This is a genomic window from Rickettsia endosymbiont of Cantharis rufa, assembly GCF_964026445.1.
In the GTDB taxonomy this organism is placed as follows: domain Bacteria; phylum Pseudomonadota; class Alphaproteobacteria; order Rickettsiales; family Rickettsiaceae; genus Rickettsia.
Genome location: NZ_OZ032150.1, coordinates 983,577 through 1,002,723, shown reverse-complemented (window position 1 = coordinate 1,002,723; position 19,147 = coordinate 983,577). Strand labels below are relative to the sequence as shown.

The following is a 19,147-nucleotide window of genomic DNA, read 5'->3' as shown; positions in this document are numbered from 1 at the left end:
CAAAATAATTAACAATTAATAATAGAATTATACCGAAAAATATTTCCCCCTCCCTTATTTTTATGTATTATCCAAAAATAAATATAAACTAAAGAAAGAGGAGGCAATGAATTCTCTATTAAAAGTATTATATCCGAATAGAGTTGTAGAACATTTAAATGATCTGTCAACATTTTTCCGGACAGTTGTTTAAGCGCAATTTTGTATTTCTTATATCTTACTGGTGATAAATAATCGTTAGCAGAATGCATTCTGATACGGTTATAAAATACCTCGGCCGCGCCCCCCGTATTGCAGCTTAGCATGAATAGTCTATAATCCTCAAACAGTAATAAGAGAGAATTATAGTTAAGGAGTTATGGCAAGAATAGATGTTAAGTGTAGATCAAGAATAGATGTTAAGTGTAGATATTATAACGACACAGAAAAAGTAGTAAAGGCGGGATATTCAATTTCAAAACAACAGAGATATCAATGCAAGCAGTGTAATCGATATTTTTAACTGTAATATATTAATAATGCCTCTAAGCCTGGAGTCAAGGCTCAGATAGTAGATATGTCAATCAATGGCTCTGGAGTTAGGGATACAGTAAGAGTATTAAAAGTGGGTATCAATACGGTTATCCGTGTTTTAAAAAAATCTAGCGTTAAAAAAGATAAATCATTCTATCAATACGATAGAAGTAATTATTGCTCCTGAAATAGATGAACAATGGCCTTATGTACAGAATAAATCCAAACAAAGATGGCTTTGATATTCTTTGGATAAGATTTTGTTAAAAGTAGTTGCTTATACTTTTGGTACAAGATGTGATAGCACATCAGAATCATTACTGAAAAAAACTGGAGGATTTTAAGGTTACTTTTTACTTTACAGATGGATAGGGAAGTTATGCTAGGTTATTAGATCCCAAAAAACACATTGTTAGTAAAAAATATACTCAACGGATAGAACGGGGTAACTTAAATCTTAGAACAAGATGCAAAAGACTGACACGTAAAACAATTTGTTTTTCCAAGTCATTGGATATTCATGATAAAGTCATCGGAACTCTTATTGAACGTATAGCCTTTTAATATCCACATCTGTAAAATGGAGGTGCGACCCCATCTTCTAATAATTGATGATATATATAACGATATCCAAATTCTGGATTATCTGTATATATCTCATCTATTCTATTTAATATACTTATATTATAGCTACTAACCTCTTGTACTTTATAATATGCTGAAGAACGGTTAACCCCTAATAATTCACATTGTCTTGTCTTTGGTAATTGTCCTAGCTTGGACTCTACAAGACTCTTTCTATTTAATAAATCCAAGCTTCTTAGCTTTCCCACTGCCCAATCCCTCTCGATTGTAGTTTTCCCCAAATCCTTCGCTAGTTCATCATTCTGTTCCTTAAGTCTATTAATTTGCTCTTGATATTCACTAACTACCTTGGCTGGCTCAAATGCTATCGCTGCATTTGATAAAACTACTTCTTTCAATGTGATATGCTATTGCTGCTAACCTCATATTTAGATGATAACTGTGATATTGTTACATCCTCTTTTAATAATTCTAACACTATCCTTGTCTTCTCTTTAGCACTGAAATTCCGTATCTGTTTTCTTGTCATTTTATATCCTATAAGTTATTGCCTGCATTCTAACTTATTACCAAGATACACCAACTATTTTTTGTCCAATTTTTTCAGTTCATTATAAGCAATTCATTTTTAAAATGTTAACAAAGCTGCGGAAGATTTCACGATGTATGCTAGTTCTGCAGTAAACCATGCTACTAATATAGTGGCGAACGGTGCAAAATTTGTAGGTTCTGTTCAAGAACTTACTCCTGATGTAAGTAGTTATTTTTTTGTATCTACATTTGCTCAAACAGCTATAGCAAGTCTTGCCACTTTTGCTTATTATAATCCTACGATTCTTATTGGGGCTTTGACCGTCGGAGCAATTTTAGTTTCTCCGCCAGATTCTATCGAATGTGTAAAAAAATACAGTAAAAGCAGGGCTAACTGCAGGATATGTAGCTTGTGAAACTGTGGAAGGTTTAGTAGAAGGAACAGTGGGTATAGTTTCTCTTATCGCTGATAATATTTACGGCTGCGATACTACAGAGCTTGTCGGTGTCATTAATACTAACATGATAGAGTATTATAGCTGAGATATTATCATACTCAATCATAATTGCGAGGAGTTGTGTGGCTTCTATGTCATTCCTAGCTAAAAGCGGGAATCCAGAAAAAAGCGAGATAAATCGAGCTTTTAATTTTAAAAACTTATTCTGTGTAACATTTAAATTATTGGATTTCCGCTTTTAGCTAGGAATGACATAGAGAGTCACGCACTAGTTAGGCGCTTTACTATCTCTTTCCGATCAATCAAAGGTAAAACTCCTGCGATTTCCGGTCCTGATTCTCTACCGGTTAAAGCAAGACGAAGAGGTAAAAATAGCTCTTTACCTTTTCTGCCTGTTATATTTGTTATTTCTTTGGTCCAAATGCTCCAGCTACCTTTAGTGATTTCACCTTGCGGTAATAATTCTGCTGCTTGCTTTAAATACTCCTCATCTAAATTCAGGTTTTCTACGTTTGGAGTTTGATGACAAATCTCCCACCAATCCTTTACATCACGTAATTTTTGTAAATTAGGTCTTACCGATAACCAAAAATTTTCATCAATATACTCGGCAGCTATTTCTTTGACACGTTCTTTTACTTCTTCAAAGCTTAAACTTATCAATAATTTATGATTTAATCTTTCTAAATCTTCCGGTTGATAGATAGTTGGGCTTTTAGAGAAACTACTTATCTCAAACTGAGCCGCTAGCTTATCCATGTTTTTATAAGGCAAGATTTGTGCGGATGAACCAAGTAAACTAAAAAAGCTAGCAATTGCCATAGCTTCAAGCCCAATCGTATCTCTAAGTGTTGCGATTTCAAACCCCCCGACTCTTTTAGAAATTTTCTCATCTTTATTGATAACTAAGCTTAAATGACCAAAAGTTGGAGGCATAGCATTTAAAGCTTTAAACATTTGAATTTGAATGGCAGTATTGCTAACATGGTCTTCACCTCTAATAATATGAGTAATATCATAATCGATATCATCAATAACCGAGCAGAGTATATAGGTCATACTACCGCTTTCTCTTATCACTATCGGGTCACTTAAAGCTTTACCGTCATATTTAACCTCGCCTTTGATCATATCATGCCAGCTAATCGGTTCATGATTTATCAAAAATCTATAATGCGGTCTTCTTTCCTGTTCTATATATTTTTGTGTTTGCTCTTCTGTTAGATTTAAACTAGCGCGATCATAAATCGGTGGCAAACCTTTAGATAATTGAAATTTACGCTTTAATTCTAGCTCTTCAGGAGTTTCATAGCAGGCATATAATCTTTTTTTGTCTAATAATAGATTTCTGATTTCATCATATCTATTTAAACGACTTAATTGATTAAATGCTTGGTCCCAATTAATATTTAAAAACTTTAGATCTTCCTCGATAGCGTCTTTGTATTCCTGTTTACTACGTTCTAGATCCGTATCGTCAAACCTTAAGATAAACTGCCCGCTATGCTTTTTTGCATATAGCCAGTTAAGTAGTGCTGCTCTAATATTACCGACATGTAACATACCAGTCGGTGACGGAGCAAATCGTGTTATAACTTTTGCCATGTTTACTTGTTTTTTAGTGTTTCGTACTATTTGTTCGTCATTGCGAGTGGGTATTGTAGCGTGGTTCAAAAAACCCGTTCTTAATGTCATTCCTGCGAAAGCAGGAATCTATAAAACTACTCAATTAAATCTTTCCGCTCAGGATTAGTTTTTTCAATCAGTTCTATTTTTCAACTACGCTTCCATTTTTTTAAGTTTTTTTCTCTAGTAAGCGTTTCTTTAATATCAGTAGACTCTTCTGTATAAACAAGTTTTGTAATATTATACTTTGAGATAAAATCTTTTATTATTTTTTGTTTATGTTCACAAGCACGACGTATCATATTATTAGTAATACCAATATATAAAGTACCCTACTTATTAGAGCATAATATATACCCAATACATCTTTGTTATTTAGTTTATGGATTACTGCTTTCGCAGGAATGACATCAATTAAGTCACGGGGTGATACTGAACCATTTATTCCTGTTTCTTCTCTAATTTCGCCTTATTGTCTTCGATTAGCTGCATAGCTTCATCTAAGCTTAAATTCAGAAAATCATATTTTTTTGGTATAGAAATAAACTTACCCATATATTTCATATAAGGACCGAATTTACCGTATCCTACTATAATTTCCTCATCATTATCTTTATGAATACCGATTTTAAGCGGTAAGCTTAGAAGCTTTAATGCCATATCAAGTGTGATGTCGCTTGGTTTCAAGCTAGGAGGCACAGGGCTACGTTTCGGTTTTACTTTGCCTTCTTGTTCGCCAAGTTGAATATAAGGTCCATAAGGTCCTTTTTTTAAATGTATTTCTATTCCGTTTTTATCCGCGCCTAAAACTTTATTCTCATTAGGAGTATCAGAAGGCTCACCCTCATCCTCGTTATTATCGTTACCGCTAACAATAGATTTTCTAAAGGTACATTCAGGGTAATTGCTACATGCTAAAAACGCTCCGAATTTACCAAGCTTTAAACTAAGCTCACCCGTTTTACATGAAAGACAAACTTTAGATTCTTTATTCTCACCGAACAAGTGATAATCAAGGGCTTTCTGCACATAGCTAATAATTTCGGTTATTTTTTGTTCGTTTACCGACTCAACATTATTATTAAAGCCATCCCAAAAATTACTTAAGGCAGATTTCCATTCAAGCTTGCCGGCTGCTATTTCATCTAATTCATTTTCAAGACCTGCGGTAAAATCATATTCAACATATTTTTTGAAAAAACCAACCAAAAATACTGTTACCAAACGTCCAAGCTCTTCGGGCATAAAACGTTTTTTCTCAAGAGAGGCGTATTTGCGATCTTGTAAAACCGATAAAATATTAGCATAAGTGGAAGGGCGACCAATTCCAAGTTCTTCAAGCTTTTTCACTAAACTTGCTTCCGAATATCTTGGCGGAGCTTCTGTAAAATGCTGATTTGGAATAACTTCTTTAGTTCTAAGCTGCTCTTGTTCTTTTAAAGGCGGTAGCATCTTATTTTCTTCTTCAGCTTCATCATCCACACTTTCGCGATAAACTTTATAAAATCCGTCAAAGGCTATAGTCGATCCGCTTGCTTTTGCTAAATACTCTTTGTCTTCTGAAGCTAAACTTGTAACTACCAAATCCATTATCACATTCTCCATTTGACAGGCTATAGTCCTTTTCCAAATTAGTTCATAAAGCTTGTAATAATCCTTTTCTAGCTTTTCTTTTAAGCTATCGGGAGTATAAGTGATATTTGTCGGTCTTATCGCCTCATGAGCTTCCTGAGCATTTTTTACCTTGGATTTATAAATTCTAGGGCTACTTGGTAAATATTTATCGCCGTAACTTTTATCTATTAACTTGCGTATATCTACTACTGCATCATTTGATAATGTAACGCCGTCGGTTCTCATATAGGTAATAAGCCCTATAGTTTCATTACCTATGTCAACGCCCTCATAAAGTTTTTGTGCTATTTGCATAGTTTTTTTAGTACTAAAACCTAATTTTCTTGCTGCTTCTTGTTGTAGTGATGAAGTGATAAAAGGAGGTTGTGGCTGACGTTTTTGTTGTTTCTTTTCTATCTTATCAATATGAAATTTTTGAGCTTTTAATTTCTCAGTTAAATCTTTAGCATCTTTTTCATTAATAATTGAGAATTTTTCTAGCTTCTGATCATTTACGTGAGTTAATTTAGCAACAAACGGCCCATTGTTGCTATTTTGCATTTTAAGGCTAATATCCCAATATTCTTCTGACTTAAAACGCTCTATCTCATCTTCTCGCTCGCATATTAACCGCAGAGCTACAGACTGTACACGTCCCGCTGATTTACAGCCTGGTAGCTTACGCCATAAAAGAGGCGAAAGAGTAAAGCCGACTAGATAGTCTAAAGCTCTTCTTGCTTGCTGGGCACTTACTAAATTATTATCAAGTTTTCTAGGGTTTTCAACGGCGTGAATAATTGCTTTTTTAGTGATTTCGTTAAATGCTACTCTTTTGAAAAAGTCATCAGATTTAACTTTATTTTTTGCTTTTATTACCTCTGTAACATGCCATGAGATAGCTTCACCCTCACGGTCAGGATCGGTTGCAAGATATACCGCATCGGCCTTTTTTGCATCCTTAACTATTGCATCTACATATTTACCGGCTTTGTCTGAAATGTCATATTTCATCGCAAAATTTTCATCAGGTAATACCGAGCCTTTTTTAGAAGGTAAATCTCTGATATGACCGAATGATGCAATGACCTTAAACTCGTCACCCAAATATTTATTTATTGTTTTCGCCTTTGCCGGCGATTCTACTATTACTAATTTCATCTATGATTATTATTCGTTATAAACTAATGATATTTTATTACCGGCGTGGCGTACCACTTTGCCGGCGAGTTCTAATTCTAATATTATCGTATATATAATAGGAAGAGATAACTCTGTTTCTTTTTGTAAATACTCGAAACTAATAGGTACTGCCGATAATAATTCCAGTATAGCAGTACGCTCCTTTTTGTGGCGGTTCTTTAACATATTTCGTATTTAGTGTCTCTAGCTCAACAAAATCCTTAAATAACCCCCCATCTTTTTTAATAAAATTTTCATATTGCGGTAAATTAGCTACAATATCGTCTACTGATTACACTAAATATACTCCTTCTCTAATTAATTTATTTGTACCCTGATATCGTGGATCTAAAGGAAACCCAGGAATGGCAAATATTTCCCTATTTTGTTCGAGCGCAAATTTTGTAGTTATCAGTGAACCCGATTTTAAACCTACTTCTACTACTATCACTCCTAAGGTTAGCCCTGATATTATCCTATTACGCTGCGGAAAATGTTTTTCAAGCGGGGTAGAGCCTATAGGTAACTCAGCTAATATTAAACCTTCTCCTGCTAAATTTTCAAATAGTTTTTTATTTTTCGGCGGATATATATGATCAATACCGCCCGCAATAACCCCGATAGTTTTAGAAATTGCAGCTTGATGCACGCTACTATCTATTCCTCTTGCTAACTCTGAAACAGTTATATAATCTTGCTCTACTAAACCTGTAGCAATCTTATGAGCAAAGTTTCTTCCGTTTGCAGAAGCGTTTCTTGCACCTACTATTGCAACGCATTTTTTATGATTTAATAACTCTACATTACCTTTATAACTTAGTATCGGTGGTGGGTCATAAATTTCAAGTAATAATTTTGAATATTCTAAAGATTTATAGGTGATAATTTTAGCATTGTCTTCTTCAAGAAGCCCTATTTCTCTTTCGGTCTCACTTTTGCTAAAAATTTTAATTGGTTTTGACTTTTCGCCTCGCAATGAAAAATCCTGAGCGTTATCTACGGCAGTTGCTGCATCACCAAATAATCTAATTAAACTAAAGAAAGTTTTAGGACCGATATTTTCACTCCTAATAAGACGTAAAATATTGATTGTTTCAATATCATAAGATATTTTGGAGCAAAAATAATTCTTTTAGCGTTATTTGATATGGGTTAGCGTCATACCGCGATTTGATCGCGGTATCTCAGGACACAGCCTGTGATATAAGATCCCGTGGTCAAGCCGCGGGATGACATACAACTACAACTTCTCGGCATGTGAGCTTAAATAATGCGATATTCCCTCACGTGACGGAGTAATTGCTTCCTCGCCTTTATGCCAACCGGCAGGACAAACTTCACCATGCTTTTGATGATGAGTTAAAGCATCGATTACTTTTAAGGTGTAATTAATATCACGACCGATAGGCAAGTCATTAACTAGCATATGGCGTACTATGAAATCTTTATCGATTAAAAAAGTTCCACGCAAAGCAACGCCATCTTCATTAAGTACGTTATATTTTGAAGAAATATCCTTTTTTATATCGGAAACCATTGGGAATTGAACTTGCCCAAGTCCTCCTTTATTATGCGGAGTATTTTTCCAAGCTAAATGGCTAAAATGGGAATCAACGCTAACAGCTACTACTTTAGTACGCCTTTCGGTAAATTCACCAAGCTTATTGTGAAATGCTATAATTTCCGATGGGCAAACAAAAGTAAAATCTAGGGGGTAAAAAAATAATACTATATTATCGCCTGTGGCATAATCGCTAAGTTTAAACTTATCATCTATATTATTATTAGGCATGATAGCTTTAGCCATAAAATCCGGAGCAGTTTTGCCAACAAATACTGACATATTTATAACCTTTTATTAGTTAATAATCTGATATGATATATAAAACTAATTCTTATTACAAGAAGCAAATTTATATAATTTATTACTTATTCGTTTTCTTTTTTTGTGGAAGCTTTTAATTGGTTAAATATACTTAACGCCCCGGTTACAAAACTACTCGGTTCTGAAAGATTTGCCGGTAAAATCACGGTATTAGTATCTTTAGCTAAATTACCGAATGCACTAATATATTGTTCGGCTATTTTAAGAGCTACCGCATCACTTCCTCCTGTTCTTTGTACTACTGCCGCAACAACCTCAATACTATTTGCTGTAGCGGTGGCGACTAAGCCTATAGCTTCGGCTTCACCTTTTGCCCTGTTAACTTGGTCAGTATAGGAAGCTTCTGAATTTAACACTACTTGTGCTTTTTCACCTTCTGCATGGTTAATTTTTGCTTGCCTATTACCTTCAGATTCTAGAATTTGAGCTCGCTTTTGACGCTCGGCTGCTACTTGTAATTCCATAGCTTTAAGTATAGTTTGCGGTGGCTGTATATCCTTAATTTCATAACGCATACATTGTATACCCCAATTTATAGCAGCCTGATTAATAGCTGCTACAATCGCTACATTTAAAGTTTCGCGTTCTTCAAAAGTTCTATCTAAAGGAAGCTTACCAATTTCCGAACGCATGGTAGTCTGAGCAAGCTGTGTTATAGCATAGTAAGGATTATTAACACCGTAAGATGCGGCCATTGGATCAATGATTTTGACATATAAAACGCCGTCGATAGATAGGGTTACGTTATCGTTTGAAATAGCTGTTTGTGCCGTGACGTCTATTGCTTCTTCTTTTAAAGTATGCCTGTATGCTACTCTTTGAATGACAGGGATTAGTAAATTTAAACCAGGCTGGAGGACCTTATCGAATTTCCCAAGTTTTTCCACTACCCATGCCTGTTGTTGCGGTACAACTTTAACCATCTGTATTATAACTAAAATCGCTATAATACTAAAAATTAATAATGCATATTCCATAATCTAATACCTTTTTTATTCTTACTTTATATTATTTTTGATTATAAGAAAAGAATTTAAATAAAACGGTCGTGCCCCCGTATTGCAGTTTAGCATGAATAGTCTATAATACTCAAACAGTGATAAGAGAGAATTATAGTTAAGGAGTTATGGCAAGAATAGATGTTAAGTGTAGATCAAGAATAGATGTTAAGTGTAGATATTGTAACGACACAGAAAAAGTAGTAAAGGCGGGATATTCAATTTCAAAACAACAGAGATATCAATGCAAGCAGTGTAATCGATATTTTTAACTGTAATATATTAATAATGCCTCTAAGCCTGGAGTCAAGACTCAGATAGTAGATATGTCAATCAATGGCTCTGGAGTTAGGGATACAGTAAGAGTATTAAAAGTGGGTATCAATACGGTTATCCGTGTTTTAAAAAAATCTAGCGTTAAAAAAGATAAATCATTCTATCAATACGATAGAAGTAATTATTGCTCCTGAAATAGATGAACAATGGTCTTATGTACAGAATAAATCCAAACAAAGATGGCTTTGATATTCTTTGGATAAGATTTTGTTAAAAGTAGTTGCTTATACTTTTGGTACAAGATGTGATAGCACATCAGAATCATTACTGAAAAAAACTGGAGGATTTTAAGGTTACTTTTTACTTTACAGATGGATAGGGAAGTTATGCTAGGTTATTAGATCCCAAAAAACACATTGTTAGTAAAAAATATACTCAACGGATAGAACGGGGTAACTTAAATCTTAGAACAAGATGCAAAAGACTGACACGTAAAACAATTTGTTTTTCCAAGTCATTGGATATTCATGATAAAGTCATCGGAACTCTTATTGAACGTATAGCCTTTTAATATCCACATCTGTAAAATGGAGGTGCGACCAATAAAACGATACTCGACATTGCTTAAAAAAAGTTGTTTTATGATATAGTTTGGTCCGTTGGTGTCATTCCCGCGGAAGCTGGAATCCAGAAAATAAGTATAAATACAGCAGATTTTGAAATATAAAGCTTGATTTATCTTGCTTTACCCTGGATTCCCGCTTCCGCGGGAATGACATCGAAACTTTGACCAACTGCTTTAGTCATACTTAATTATATATTTTTTTATCAATAAAATGGGTTTTAATTACTTTGAGTAAAGAGAGAATGCTTGAATATTCTTCAAGTTACTCATTTACATTTTTTATCTCATTTAAAGCACTACTAAAATCTTTCTGTAATAAATAATTTCCTACAGCTTTATTTTGTTCTAATGTTTTAAGTAAAATATTTTGTAAAAATCTATAGTAATAGTCTTCTAGTTTAGATGTATCAGACATAATAATAAATATATAATTATTTAGATTTTAATTTATATATAAATTTTTTAATAATTCAATAATTTTTAACTAGATTTACAGATACTTAAGTCCTTATCTATTATGTCGGAATCTATATTTAAACAATCAAGTATTGAGTGAAACACATAATCATGGCTAATTTCGGTATTGGCATAATTTTTAATTGAGCCTACCGATTCAGGATATTTTGCTTTAAAATCATCCGATACCCAGACTATAAGCGGTACGGTTACTTGTTCTGCAAGTAGTGGGCCTCCGTGTCCGTAATAGCCGTTTTCTCCGAGAGATTCTCCATGATCCGATACATATACTAAGAAAGCATTTTTATTTTTAAGTAAATCTATTAAATTAGATAAAAAAAAATCAGTATATAAAATTGAGTTGTCATAGCTGTTAACTAAAGCAAGCTTATCGCAATCGCTGGCATCCCCTTTAACTTTAATAGGACAAGTAGGGGTGAAATGTTCAAATTCTTTAGGATATCTTGTATTATAGTTCCAGTGACTTCCTGAAGTATGAACTACTAAAAATTGTTTCCCCGAATTTGTTATTATTCTTTCTATAAAAGGGAGCATCTTTTCATCATGATCATTTAGAGAGAATAGGGCAGAGCCGCTAGGTACTATGGTAAAATTCACATCATTATAGATATTACTGAGGTCAAAATTTGCGAAACTCCTCATTAAAGTCTGAGTGCCGATCCAAGTAGTATTAAAGCCGAGATTTGTTAAAACCGATAAAAAGCTATTTTCGTGTCTACTATTCTCAATTTCACTTGCAGGGTAACGTGAAATTAAAGACGGGACCGAAAGATATGTAAGATTAGAAGAAGATTTAGCTTTGAAAGAAATTAAGTTTTGAGTAACCTTTAAGTAAGGAGTCGTATCTCTTTCATAACCGTTAATACCGAAATGATCAAATCTTGCCGATTCTCCTATAACTAAAACGCCTATAATATCGGTGTCAGAGTTATCTATAAAATTATATTGTTTGCTAATATCTGCATAATTTTTATCACCAAAATTTCCGGCAAGATTAAGATAGCTATTATGTAAATACTGAACGGGAAAATAATTTTTTAGTATCTTAAATGAAGGTGAAATAATATTATATACAAAAATAAGTAAGCAAGCGGCAGATAATAGTTTTGTTACGAATGATTTAGAATTTTCGGCAGGAAAAGATTTGAGGGTATAAAAACAGGTAAAAAGGCAAAAAATTATCCATATTATTAACTTAATGCTGGTTAATTCATAAACTTCGTTTAAATCCGTTGAGAAAAAACTACCTATTACTTGTTTAGTAGGATGGATTTTGAAAAAATAAATGTAATAACTAGCAATAGCGGATGTTATAAATAAAAATCCCACGCTGATTTTTAACACTAATCTATGCACGCTAAGACCAAAAAATTCTATAAAAGAAAATATATAAATATAACAAAAATCTTTTGATAGCTCTAGTATCCCCCTAAAGATTGTTGCTTTATAATAATCAAATTTATAAATCAATATTGCGGTGTTAAATAACAAACAATAAATAAAGGCTAAAATTGCCGATAATTTAATTAATTTGATGTCTACGTGTTTTTGAATAGTTTTTAGCATATAAAACATAATGTAAATAGATTTAATAACTACCATGATCGTAAAAAATCTTCAAGAATTTTATCCGCTTTTAATTCCGAACGCTCCTCTTATAGCTATTGATTACGGAAGCAAAAAATTAGGAATCGCATTATCTAATCAAGAACGTAGTATTGCTATGCCTTTAAATACTATAACCGATATAAATAAAAAGGTCGTTATCACTCCTTTGCTTAATATCATCCAGAAATATAAAGTTTGTGGTGTTGTAATAGGTCTACCGATTGATATGAGCGGAGTAGTAACGGAGCAAACAAATATAGTGATGAAATTTGCAGAAGAGTTAACAAAATCTATAAATTTGCCTATATATTTACAAGATGAAAGATTAACTACCAAAGCCGCAAATAATTTCCTTAAATCATTTGGGGTGAAAAGAAAAGATCGTAATAATAACGATGATGCAGTAGCTGCTAGTATGATTCTTGAAACCGTACTTGATTCTATAAAAAGATTTTAATTAGGAAATAATTGAGGAGTTGCTGCATGGATCGAAAAACCTACTCAATGCCATCTCCGCGAAAGCGGGATCCAGAAAAATAATTTCAATGTTGATATAGAAGTTGCATATTTGACAAAATAAACCTATAAAAACAGGTTTTTATAGGTTTTACTGGATTCTCGTCTACGCGGGAATGACATAAAACGGTCAATGCAACAAAGTCAAGAATTTATGACAAACAAATTACCTCCTATTCCACCGGGACAAATTTTACTAGAAGAATTTATGGAACTTATGGGGATTAGTCAAAGCAAACTTGCTTGTGATATTGATGTACTTGCTACTAGGATTAATAATATAATTAAGCATCATTGTTCAATTACCGCCGATACAGCACTTCGTTTAGGTAAGTATTTTAATGTTAATCCTCGCTGGTGGATGAATATGCAAAACCAATATGACTTAGAGCTTGCCTAAGATGAAAGTTGGAAAGCTAAAGAACGTAGAATAGGAACCTTTTCTATGGCAAGTTAATTATTTTTTATGATAGCACAAAAAAGTTATATCGATAATAATGGAAAGCTTGCTATTCCTGTAAAAGTAAGACAGAAATTAAGACTTAAAATAGGAGATAAAGTAACAATTAAGTATAGCGATTTAGAATTAATAATATCGACTTTTCATCCAAATATAGAAAAAGCAAGAATCATACTGGATAAATATAAAGATATTGATTTATATAGAGAATTAAAGCTTATTAGAAAAGAAGAAGAGATAAAAATCAATTAGGAATGTTCATAGAACCTAGCTTTGCAAAAACCTTATTGTAAAGATATATTATTTATGATAGAACCGATTTGAGAAAAATAAATAAAATATTTCATGAAAATATTAATTTTAGGTGTTACCGGTATGCTCGGTAATAGCGTGTTTAGGTTTTTAGGTCAAGATAGTAAACTTGATGTTTATGCGACGGCCCGAAGTTCCTTCATTTGTTCATATTTTTCTAAAGATTTATCAGATAAATTAATTACAAATGTAGATGTAGAGAACCACGATTCTTTAGTTGAAGTCTTTAATAAAATAAATCCTGATGTCGTCATAAATTGTATAGGACTTGTAAAACAATTAGCAGATGCTAATGACCCACTAAAAGCATTATCGGTAAATAGTTTATTACCGCATAGACTGGCTAATTTATGTAAGCTTAGCGATAGCAGGTTAATACATATTGGTACTGATTGTGTGTTTTCAGGAAAAAAAGGTAATTATAAGGAAAGCGACTTTCCTGACTGCTATGATCTTTACGGTCGTTCTAAATTTCTTGGTGAGGTAGACTACCCGCATGCTATTACGCTGCGTACTTCAATTATAGGTCATGAGCTAGCAGGCAATAGAAGTTTAATTAACTGGTTTTTAAGTGTAGAAGGACACGCGAAAGGTTTTGAGAAAGCTATTTATTCAGGATTTCCAACTGTAGAACTTGCAAGAATAGTACAGGATTTTGTATTGCCTAATAAAGAATTGCGTGGGCTTTATCATGCTGCATCAAAACCGATTAATAAGTTAGAATTGTTAAAATTAGTAGCGGAAATATATAATAAAGAAATCGATATTATTCCGTCAGATGAACTTGTGATAGATAGGTCGCTAGATGCTACTCGTTTTAATGAGGTAACGGGATATACTCCGCCTGATTGGCGTGAGCTTGTAAAGCGTATGTATGAGTTTGGCTAAATTGTCATTGCGAATGTTCTCTATGTCATTCCTGCGAAAGCAGGAATCCAGTACTTAAAAGCTTTATTGAGAAAGTAAAAAATCTTGATCTAAAAGATTTTTCTAAAACTCTATTTGTTTTGCTTTACGCTGGATTCCCGCTTTCGCGGGAATGACCCCAAAATAATTTTTAAATAGGTATTTATATATAATGTTTGTAGATAAGACTTTAATGATTACAGGAGGTACCGGTTCGTTTGGTAATGCGGTGCTTTCTCGTTTTCTTAAATCCGATATTATTAAAGATATTAAGGAAATTAGAATTTTCAGTAGAGATGAAAAAAAGCAAGAAGATATGCGTATTGCTTTGAATAACTCAAAACTTAAATTCTATATTGGGGACGTGCGTAATTATAAAAGTATCGATGAGGCGATGCATGGTGTAGATTATGTATTTCATGCAGCAGCTTTAAAACAAGTTCCGACTTGCGAATTTTATCCTATGGAAGCAATCAATACTAACGTCTTAGGTGCTGAAAATGTTTTAAGTGCAGCCATTAATAATAAAGTAGCAAAAGTTATAGTACTGAGTACTGATAAAGCAGTTTATCCGATTAATGCTATGGGGTTATCAAAAGCATTAATGGAAAAGTTAGCAATAGCAAAAGCTCGTATGCGTTCGCAAGGTGAGACTGTGCTTTGTGTTACTAGATACGGTAATGTTATGGCTTCTAGAGGGTCGGTAATTCCTCTTTTTATCAATCAAATAAAACAAGGCAAGGAATTAACCATTACAGAACCGTCAATGACGCGTTTTTTAATGTCGCTCGTAGATTCCGTAGATTTGGTTTTATATGCGTTTGAGCATGGTCATCAGGGTGATATTTTCGTACAAAAATCTCCCGCAAGTACGATTGAAGTACTTGCAAAAGCATTACAAGGAATATTCGATAGCAAAAATAAAATACGCTTTATCGGTACACGTCATGGAGAGAAGCATTATGAATCGTTAGTATCATCCGAAGATATGGCAAAGGCTGAAGATTTAGGCGATTATTACCGCATTCCTATAGACGGGCGAGATCTTAATTATGCAAAATATTTTGTTGAAGGGGAAAAGAAAGTGGCGCTTTTAGAGGATTACACTTCGCATAATACAAAACGTTTAAATTTAGATGAAGTAAAAGAGTTATTACTGACTCTTGACTACGTACAAGAGGAGCTAAAAAATGCTTAAGGTAATGACGATTGTCGGTACTCGTCCTGAGCTTATCAAACTATGTTGCGTGATTTCCGAGTTTGATAAATATACTAATCACATACTAGTTCACACCGGTCAAAATTATGCTTATGAGTTAAATCAGGTTTTTTTTGATGATATGGGAATTAGAAAACCTGATTATTTCTTAGAAGTAGCGGCAGACAATACGGCAAAATCTATCGGGCTTATTATTGAAAAAGTTGACATAGTCCTTGAGAAAGAAAAACCTGATGCAATTTTATTTTACGGTGATACTAATTCTTGTTTATCGGTAATTGCTGCTAAACGTCGTAAGATCCCGATTTTTCATATGGAAGCAGGAAATCGTTGTTTCGATCAACGAGTGCCGGAGGAAATTAATCGTAAAATAATCGATCATACTAGTGACGTTAACATTACGTTAACCGAGCATGCAAGACGCTATTTAATTGCTGAAGGGCTACCTGCCGAGCTTATTTTTAAATCAGGTTCGCATATGCCTGAAGTCCTTGACCGCTTTATGCCTAAAATATTAAAATCTGATATTTTAGATAAATTGTCACTTACATCAAAACAATATTTCTTAATTAGCTCACATCGTGAAGAAAATGTCGACGTAAAGAGTAATCTAAAAGAACTATTAAATAGTTTACAAATGCTTGTTAAAGAGTATAATTTTCCGATAATTTTCTCAACACATCCAAGGACTAAAAAAAGGCTTGAGGATTTAGATGAGTTTAAAGAACTTGGCGATAAAATAAGATTTTTACCGGCTTTTGGTTTTACGGATTATGTAAAACTACAAATGAATGCATTTTGCATTTTATCCGATAGTGGTACTATTACCGAGGAAGCATCAATACTTAATCTGCCGGCTTTAAATATTAGAGAAGCTCATGAACGTCCCGAAGGTATGGACGCCGCAACGCTTATTATGTCGGGTTTTAAGGCTGAGCGGGTACTACAATCGGTGAAAGCTATTACAGAAGAACACGATAATAATAAAAATACGCAAGATATTATATCTGATTATGCCGAAGCAGGGCTTGTATCGAAAAAAATATTGCGCATAGTTTTAAGTTATGTTGATTATGTTAATCGCACGGTTTGGTTTAAAAAGTAATTCTATTCACTATCATCATATCAAAAACATGAAATTCTTTAAATTAATAAAACTTAACACTTTATTTTTAAGTGTTTTTTTACTAATAACTCTTATATCTTCTTTTTGCTATTCCAACGAAAATTCTTATAAAAGAATAGTTTTTCTTGTTAGTACAGAGACATTCGGTGGCAAAGGCGTATACGCAATGTATAATGAGATAAAAAAAATAGGTCATGATGTCAAAATTGTAATAGTACCTCATCCTCATCCCAATATTCAAGGAGGAATAGATACCGAGTTTATTAGTAAATTTGATACACAAGATGTGATATATCCATGTGGTAAGTATTCTTCTTATTCAAATGTTAATACAAAATGTGAAATTTCTGAACTAAAAAATTATCAGCCGGATTTTATCTTTACGCAAAACCCTTACGAAAATTTTCAAGGCTATATATCAGAACCTTTTACGGCTGCTAATTTGTATAAGAGCTTTAGAAGAACTAAAACAAAAATTATGTATATAGTCTATGGTCCGCATATCTTTCATCAAAAAAATATTGATGATGATAAGTTATCAAGTTTCATAGAGACGGTATTTGTTGATTCAGAAAGTACAAAGGATATCTTTATTAGTAATTATAAATTTCCTAAGGATAGAGTTGTTGTTTCAGGTTATCAACCATACTATGAAGTAAGAAATTATAATATTAAAGAAAAACCAAACTCGGAAACCATTTTATGGCTTCCTAGATGGGAATTATCATTTAAAAATAGAGATTTATATGAAGGAGGTTCTACTTTCTTAAATTATCACTATTTTTTCTATAATTATGCATTACAACATCCTAATATTCATTTTATCATAAGACCGCATGTTACACTATTTACCTATGCGGTCGGTAAAAATTACTTAAGCCAAAGTGATATGGATAATATATTAAGTAGATTTAATTCTCTAAAAAATGTTACTGTTTCTGCGCATGCATTCAGGTCGTTACTGGATGATATAATGGTGTCGGATATTGTAATAAGTGATGGTACTTCATCTCTTGCTGAAGTAGTAGTTGCCGATAAGCCTATAATTTACTTAAGTAATGGTTGGAATAATGAATTTAATAGCAATGCTCTCTCTAAAGAATTAAAAAAATATATGTATTTTGCTTATGAGCCACAAGATATTATTAACTATATAGAATTTATTAAGCAAAATCATTATTTACCTTATCATGAAAATAGTAGTGGCAGGAATCAATTTAAAAAAATGCTTGATCCCGTAGAAAACCCTGCTGCATTCATTGTCGAATATTTATTAAAGTTATAATAGTTTAAATAATTTATGTTAGAAGAAATTTATAATAATGGAGCAAGATTAATTCCCGGGAAAACTCATGATATTTTAGAAGTGATTCGTCATAAAAGTAGCTATAAGGTTTTTAAAAAAATTATAGAAGCCGATATACTTAATATCCCATTAATGCTAAATCAAAAGATTAAAATTTTAGATATAGGTTGTGGAACAGCACACGGGACTTTTATGATTAGCGATATATTAAGAGTAGAAATTATAGCAATAGATATCAGTAAAGAATCTATAATTTATGCTGAACAAGATCATGGAGTATCTAATATAAAATATACTAAATCTGATTTATTAGTTTTATTAAAAAAGCAGAAGAATATGATTATGTTGTATCACGACATGCACTTGAGCATATTGAAGATGGGTTAAATCTAGCACTCAATCTTAAATGTAAAAAACGATTAATAGTAAATGTACCTTTTAATAAACCGGAAGGGAATATATATAACATTTAGTTAACTGGATTACTACAAAAGACTTTGAATCATATCAGAACAAAGAATTTTTATATGAAGGATTATATGGCGTAACTAACGACGCACATTCTAAAAAAATCCCCCCTAATTCTATAATCTGTATATCTAGTAACTCAGATTTAAAGTCTATAAAACAATTATCTAACTATCCAATCTCATCTTGGATTCCGGAATTTTTAGAAAAACTAGGTTTACAATTCCAAGATATATTAAAACAATTGCTGCAAACTAGAGGGGCATTTAAAAATAGCGAAGAGAAAAATTTAAACTATAAAATTAAATAATACTGTAACAGTGCTAAATAATGCTTTAGAAGAAATAAAAATTCTTAAAAATAAATTAATTATTAGTGAAGAAGAAAAATCTATTTCTCTAAAGCTCTATAGAAAATTTAAACAATAAGAGGCATTGCTAACTAAAGAGAGATGTCATA

At 32.8% G+C, this 19,147-nt stretch carries 21 protein-coding genes and 4 pseudogenes; 14 read left to right on the top strand and 11 right to left on the bottom strand.

Annotated features, from left to right (window positions below; genetic code table 11):
• Window positions 1-8: 8 nt before the first annotated feature.
• The gene (locus AAGD46_RS05700; RefSeq protein ID WP_341786876.1) at window positions 9-305 is read right to left on the bottom strand and encodes a hypothetical protein; all 297 of its coding nucleotides are present in this window, start codon (window positions 303-305) and stop codon (window positions 9-11) included.
• A 251-nt stretch (window positions 306-556) separates the two neighbouring features.
• Between AAGD46_RS05700 and AAGD46_RS09395 the strand changes: the two genes are divergently transcribed.
• From AAGD46_RS09395 to AAGD46_RS09385, 3 genes are all read left to right on the top strand, one after another.
• Entirely contained in the window at window positions 557-700 is a 144-nt protein-coding gene (locus tag AAGD46_RS09395) for an IS1-like element transposase (RefSeq protein WP_341786690.1), read from the top strand.
• Window positions 657-755 carry an IS1 family transposase gene (locus AAGD46_RS09390; protein WP_410525950.1) on the top strand — a complete coding sequence of 33 codons (99 nt, stop codon included), beginning with the start codon at window positions 657-659 and terminating at the stop codon, window positions 753-755. Before AAGD46_RS09395 ends, AAGD46_RS09390 begins: the two co-directional genes overlap by 44 nt.
• Window positions 756-921: 166 nt before the next feature.
• Entirely contained in the window at window positions 922-1,077 is a 156-nt protein-coding gene (locus AAGD46_RS09385; protein ID WP_410525951.1) for an IS1 family transposase, read from the top strand.
• On the opposite strand, the gene AAGD46_RS05690 is transcribed toward AAGD46_RS09385, so the two are convergent.
• Complete coding sequence (locus AAGD46_RS05690; protein ID WP_341786875.1) at window positions 1,074-1,496, bottom strand: hypothetical protein; 423 nt, start codon at window positions 1,494-1,496, stop codon at window positions 1,074-1,076. The two genes, AAGD46_RS09385 and AAGD46_RS05690, sit on opposite strands and share 4 nt — an antisense overlap.
• A gap of 264 nt (window positions 1,497-1,760) precedes the next feature.
• Here AAGD46_RS05690 and AAGD46_RS05685 point away from each other — a divergent pair, with 264 nt between their 5' ends.
• Both AAGD46_RS05685 and AAGD46_RS05680 read left to right on the top strand, forming a co-directional pair.
• Window positions 1,761-2,045, top strand: a complete 285-nt coding sequence (locus AAGD46_RS05685) for a hypothetical protein (protein ID WP_341786874.1) — start codon at window positions 1,761-1,763, stop codon at window positions 2,043-2,045.
• 4 nt (window positions 2,046-2,049) lie between these two features.
• Window positions 2,050-2,172, top strand: a complete 123-nt coding sequence (locus AAGD46_RS05680) for a hypothetical protein (RefSeq protein WP_341786873.1) — start codon at window positions 2,050-2,052, stop codon at window positions 2,170-2,172.
• 176 nt (window positions 2,173-2,348) lie between these two features.
• Here AAGD46_RS05680 and gltX read toward each other — a convergent pair whose 3' ends face one another.
• The 7 genes and pseudogenes from gltX to AAGD46_RS05645 form a co-directional block, all read right to left on the bottom strand.
• Complete coding sequence (gene gltX / locus AAGD46_RS05675; protein ID WP_341787912.1) at window positions 2,349-3,692, bottom strand: glutamate--tRNA ligase; 1,344 nt, start codon at window positions 3,690-3,692, stop codon at window positions 2,349-2,351.
• A gap of 170 nt (window positions 3,693-3,862) precedes the next feature.
• Window positions 3,863-4,079: pseudogene (locus tag AAGD46_RS05670) on the bottom strand (GIY-YIG nuclease family protein).
• A 75-nt stretch (window positions 4,080-4,154) separates the two neighbouring features.
• Window positions 4,155-6,485, bottom strand: a complete 2,331-nt coding sequence (gene topA / locus AAGD46_RS05665) for a type I DNA topoisomerase (protein WP_341786872.1) — start codon at window positions 6,483-6,485, stop codon at window positions 4,155-4,157.
• A gap of 9 nt (window positions 6,486-6,494) precedes the next feature.
• Window positions 6,495-6,692, bottom strand: a complete 198-nt coding sequence (locus tag AAGD46_RS05660) for a hypothetical protein (protein WP_341786871.1) — start codon at window positions 6,690-6,692, stop codon at window positions 6,495-6,497.
• A gap of 106 nt (window positions 6,693-6,798) precedes the next feature.
• Window positions 6,799-7,563 (bottom strand): DNA-processing protein DprA, encoded by a 765-nt coding sequence (gene dprA, locus AAGD46_RS05655; protein ID WP_341787911.1) that lies wholly within the window; start codon window positions 7,561-7,563, stop codon window positions 6,799-6,801.
• A gap of 183 nt (window positions 7,564-7,746) precedes the next feature.
• Window positions 7,747-8,349: a peroxiredoxin gene (locus AAGD46_RS05650; protein ID WP_341786870.1), complete on the bottom strand. Its 603-nt coding sequence runs from the start codon at window positions 8,347-8,349 to the stop codon at window positions 7,747-7,749.
• An 86-nt stretch (window positions 8,350-8,435) separates the two neighbouring features.
• Window positions 8,436-9,368, bottom strand: a complete 933-nt coding sequence (locus AAGD46_RS05645; RefSeq protein WP_341786869.1) for a stomatin-like protein — start codon at window positions 9,366-9,368, stop codon at window positions 8,436-8,438.
• Window positions 9,369-9,517: 149 nt separating this feature from the next.
• Here AAGD46_RS05645 and AAGD46_RS05640 point away from each other — a divergent pair.
• Window positions 9,518-10,236: pseudogene (locus AAGD46_RS05640) on the top strand (IS1 family transposase).
• Window positions 10,237-10,474: 238 nt separating this feature from the next.
• On the opposite strand, the pseudogene AAGD46_RS05635 reads toward AAGD46_RS05640, so the two are convergent.
• Window positions 10,475-10,705: pseudogene (locus tag AAGD46_RS05635) on the bottom strand (hypothetical protein).
• Window positions 10,706-10,770: 65 nt separating this feature from the next.
• Entirely contained in the window at window positions 10,771-12,333 is a 1,563-nt protein-coding gene (locus AAGD46_RS05630; protein WP_341786868.1) for a phosphoethanolamine transferase, read from the bottom strand.
• A 34-nt stretch (window positions 12,334-12,367) separates the two neighbouring features.
• On the opposite strand from AAGD46_RS05630, the gene ruvX reads away from it, so the two are divergent.
• The 8 genes and pseudogenes from ruvX to AAGD46_RS05590 all read left to right on the top strand — a co-directional run.
• Window positions 12,368-12,832 carry a Holliday junction resolvase RuvX gene (gene ruvX, locus AAGD46_RS05625; protein ID WP_341786867.1) on the top strand — a complete coding sequence of 155 codons (465 nt, stop codon included), beginning with the start codon at window positions 12,368-12,370 and terminating at the stop codon, window positions 12,830-12,832.
• A gap of 192 nt (window positions 12,833-13,024) precedes the next feature.
• On the top strand, window positions 13,025-13,291 hold the full coding sequence (locus AAGD46_RS05620) for a HigA family addiction module antitoxin (RefSeq protein WP_341786865.1): 267 nt from the start codon (window positions 13,025-13,027) through the stop codon (window positions 13,289-13,291).
• Between the two features lie 66 nt (window positions 13,292-13,357).
• Window positions 13,358-13,603, top strand: a complete 246-nt coding sequence (locus tag AAGD46_RS05615) for an AbrB/MazE/SpoVT family DNA-binding domain-containing protein (RefSeq protein WP_341786864.1) — start codon at window positions 13,358-13,360, stop codon at window positions 13,601-13,603.
• Between the two features lie 93 nt (window positions 13,604-13,696).
• Window positions 13,697-14,551: an SDR family oxidoreductase gene (locus AAGD46_RS05610; protein WP_341786863.1), complete on the top strand. Its 855-nt coding sequence runs from the start codon at window positions 13,697-13,699 to the stop codon at window positions 14,549-14,551.
• 190 nt (window positions 14,552-14,741) lie between these two features.
• A complete protein-coding gene (gene capD, locus AAGD46_RS05605; protein ID WP_341786862.1) occupies window positions 14,742-15,767 on the top strand; it encodes a UDP-glucose 4-epimerase in 1,026 nt (341 codons plus the stop codon).
• Window positions 15,760-16,893, top strand: coding sequence for a non-hydrolyzing UDP-N-acetylglucosamine 2-epimerase (gene wecB / locus AAGD46_RS05600; RefSeq protein ID WP_341786861.1), 1,134 nt, complete (start codon window positions 15,760-15,762; stop codon window positions 16,891-16,893). The genes capD and wecB overlap by 8 nt, the downstream gene beginning before the upstream one ends.
• Window positions 16,853-18,199: a hypothetical protein gene (locus AAGD46_RS05595; protein ID WP_341786860.1), complete on the top strand. Its 1,347-nt coding sequence runs from the start codon at window positions 16,853-16,855 to the stop codon at window positions 18,197-18,199. The genes wecB and AAGD46_RS05595 overlap by 41 nt, the downstream gene beginning before the upstream one ends.
• 15 nt (window positions 18,200-18,214) lie before the next feature.
• Window positions 18,215-18,698: pseudogene (locus AAGD46_RS05590) on the top strand (class I SAM-dependent methyltransferase); the annotation flags it as partial.
• Window positions 18,699-19,147: the final 449 nt, after the last annotated feature.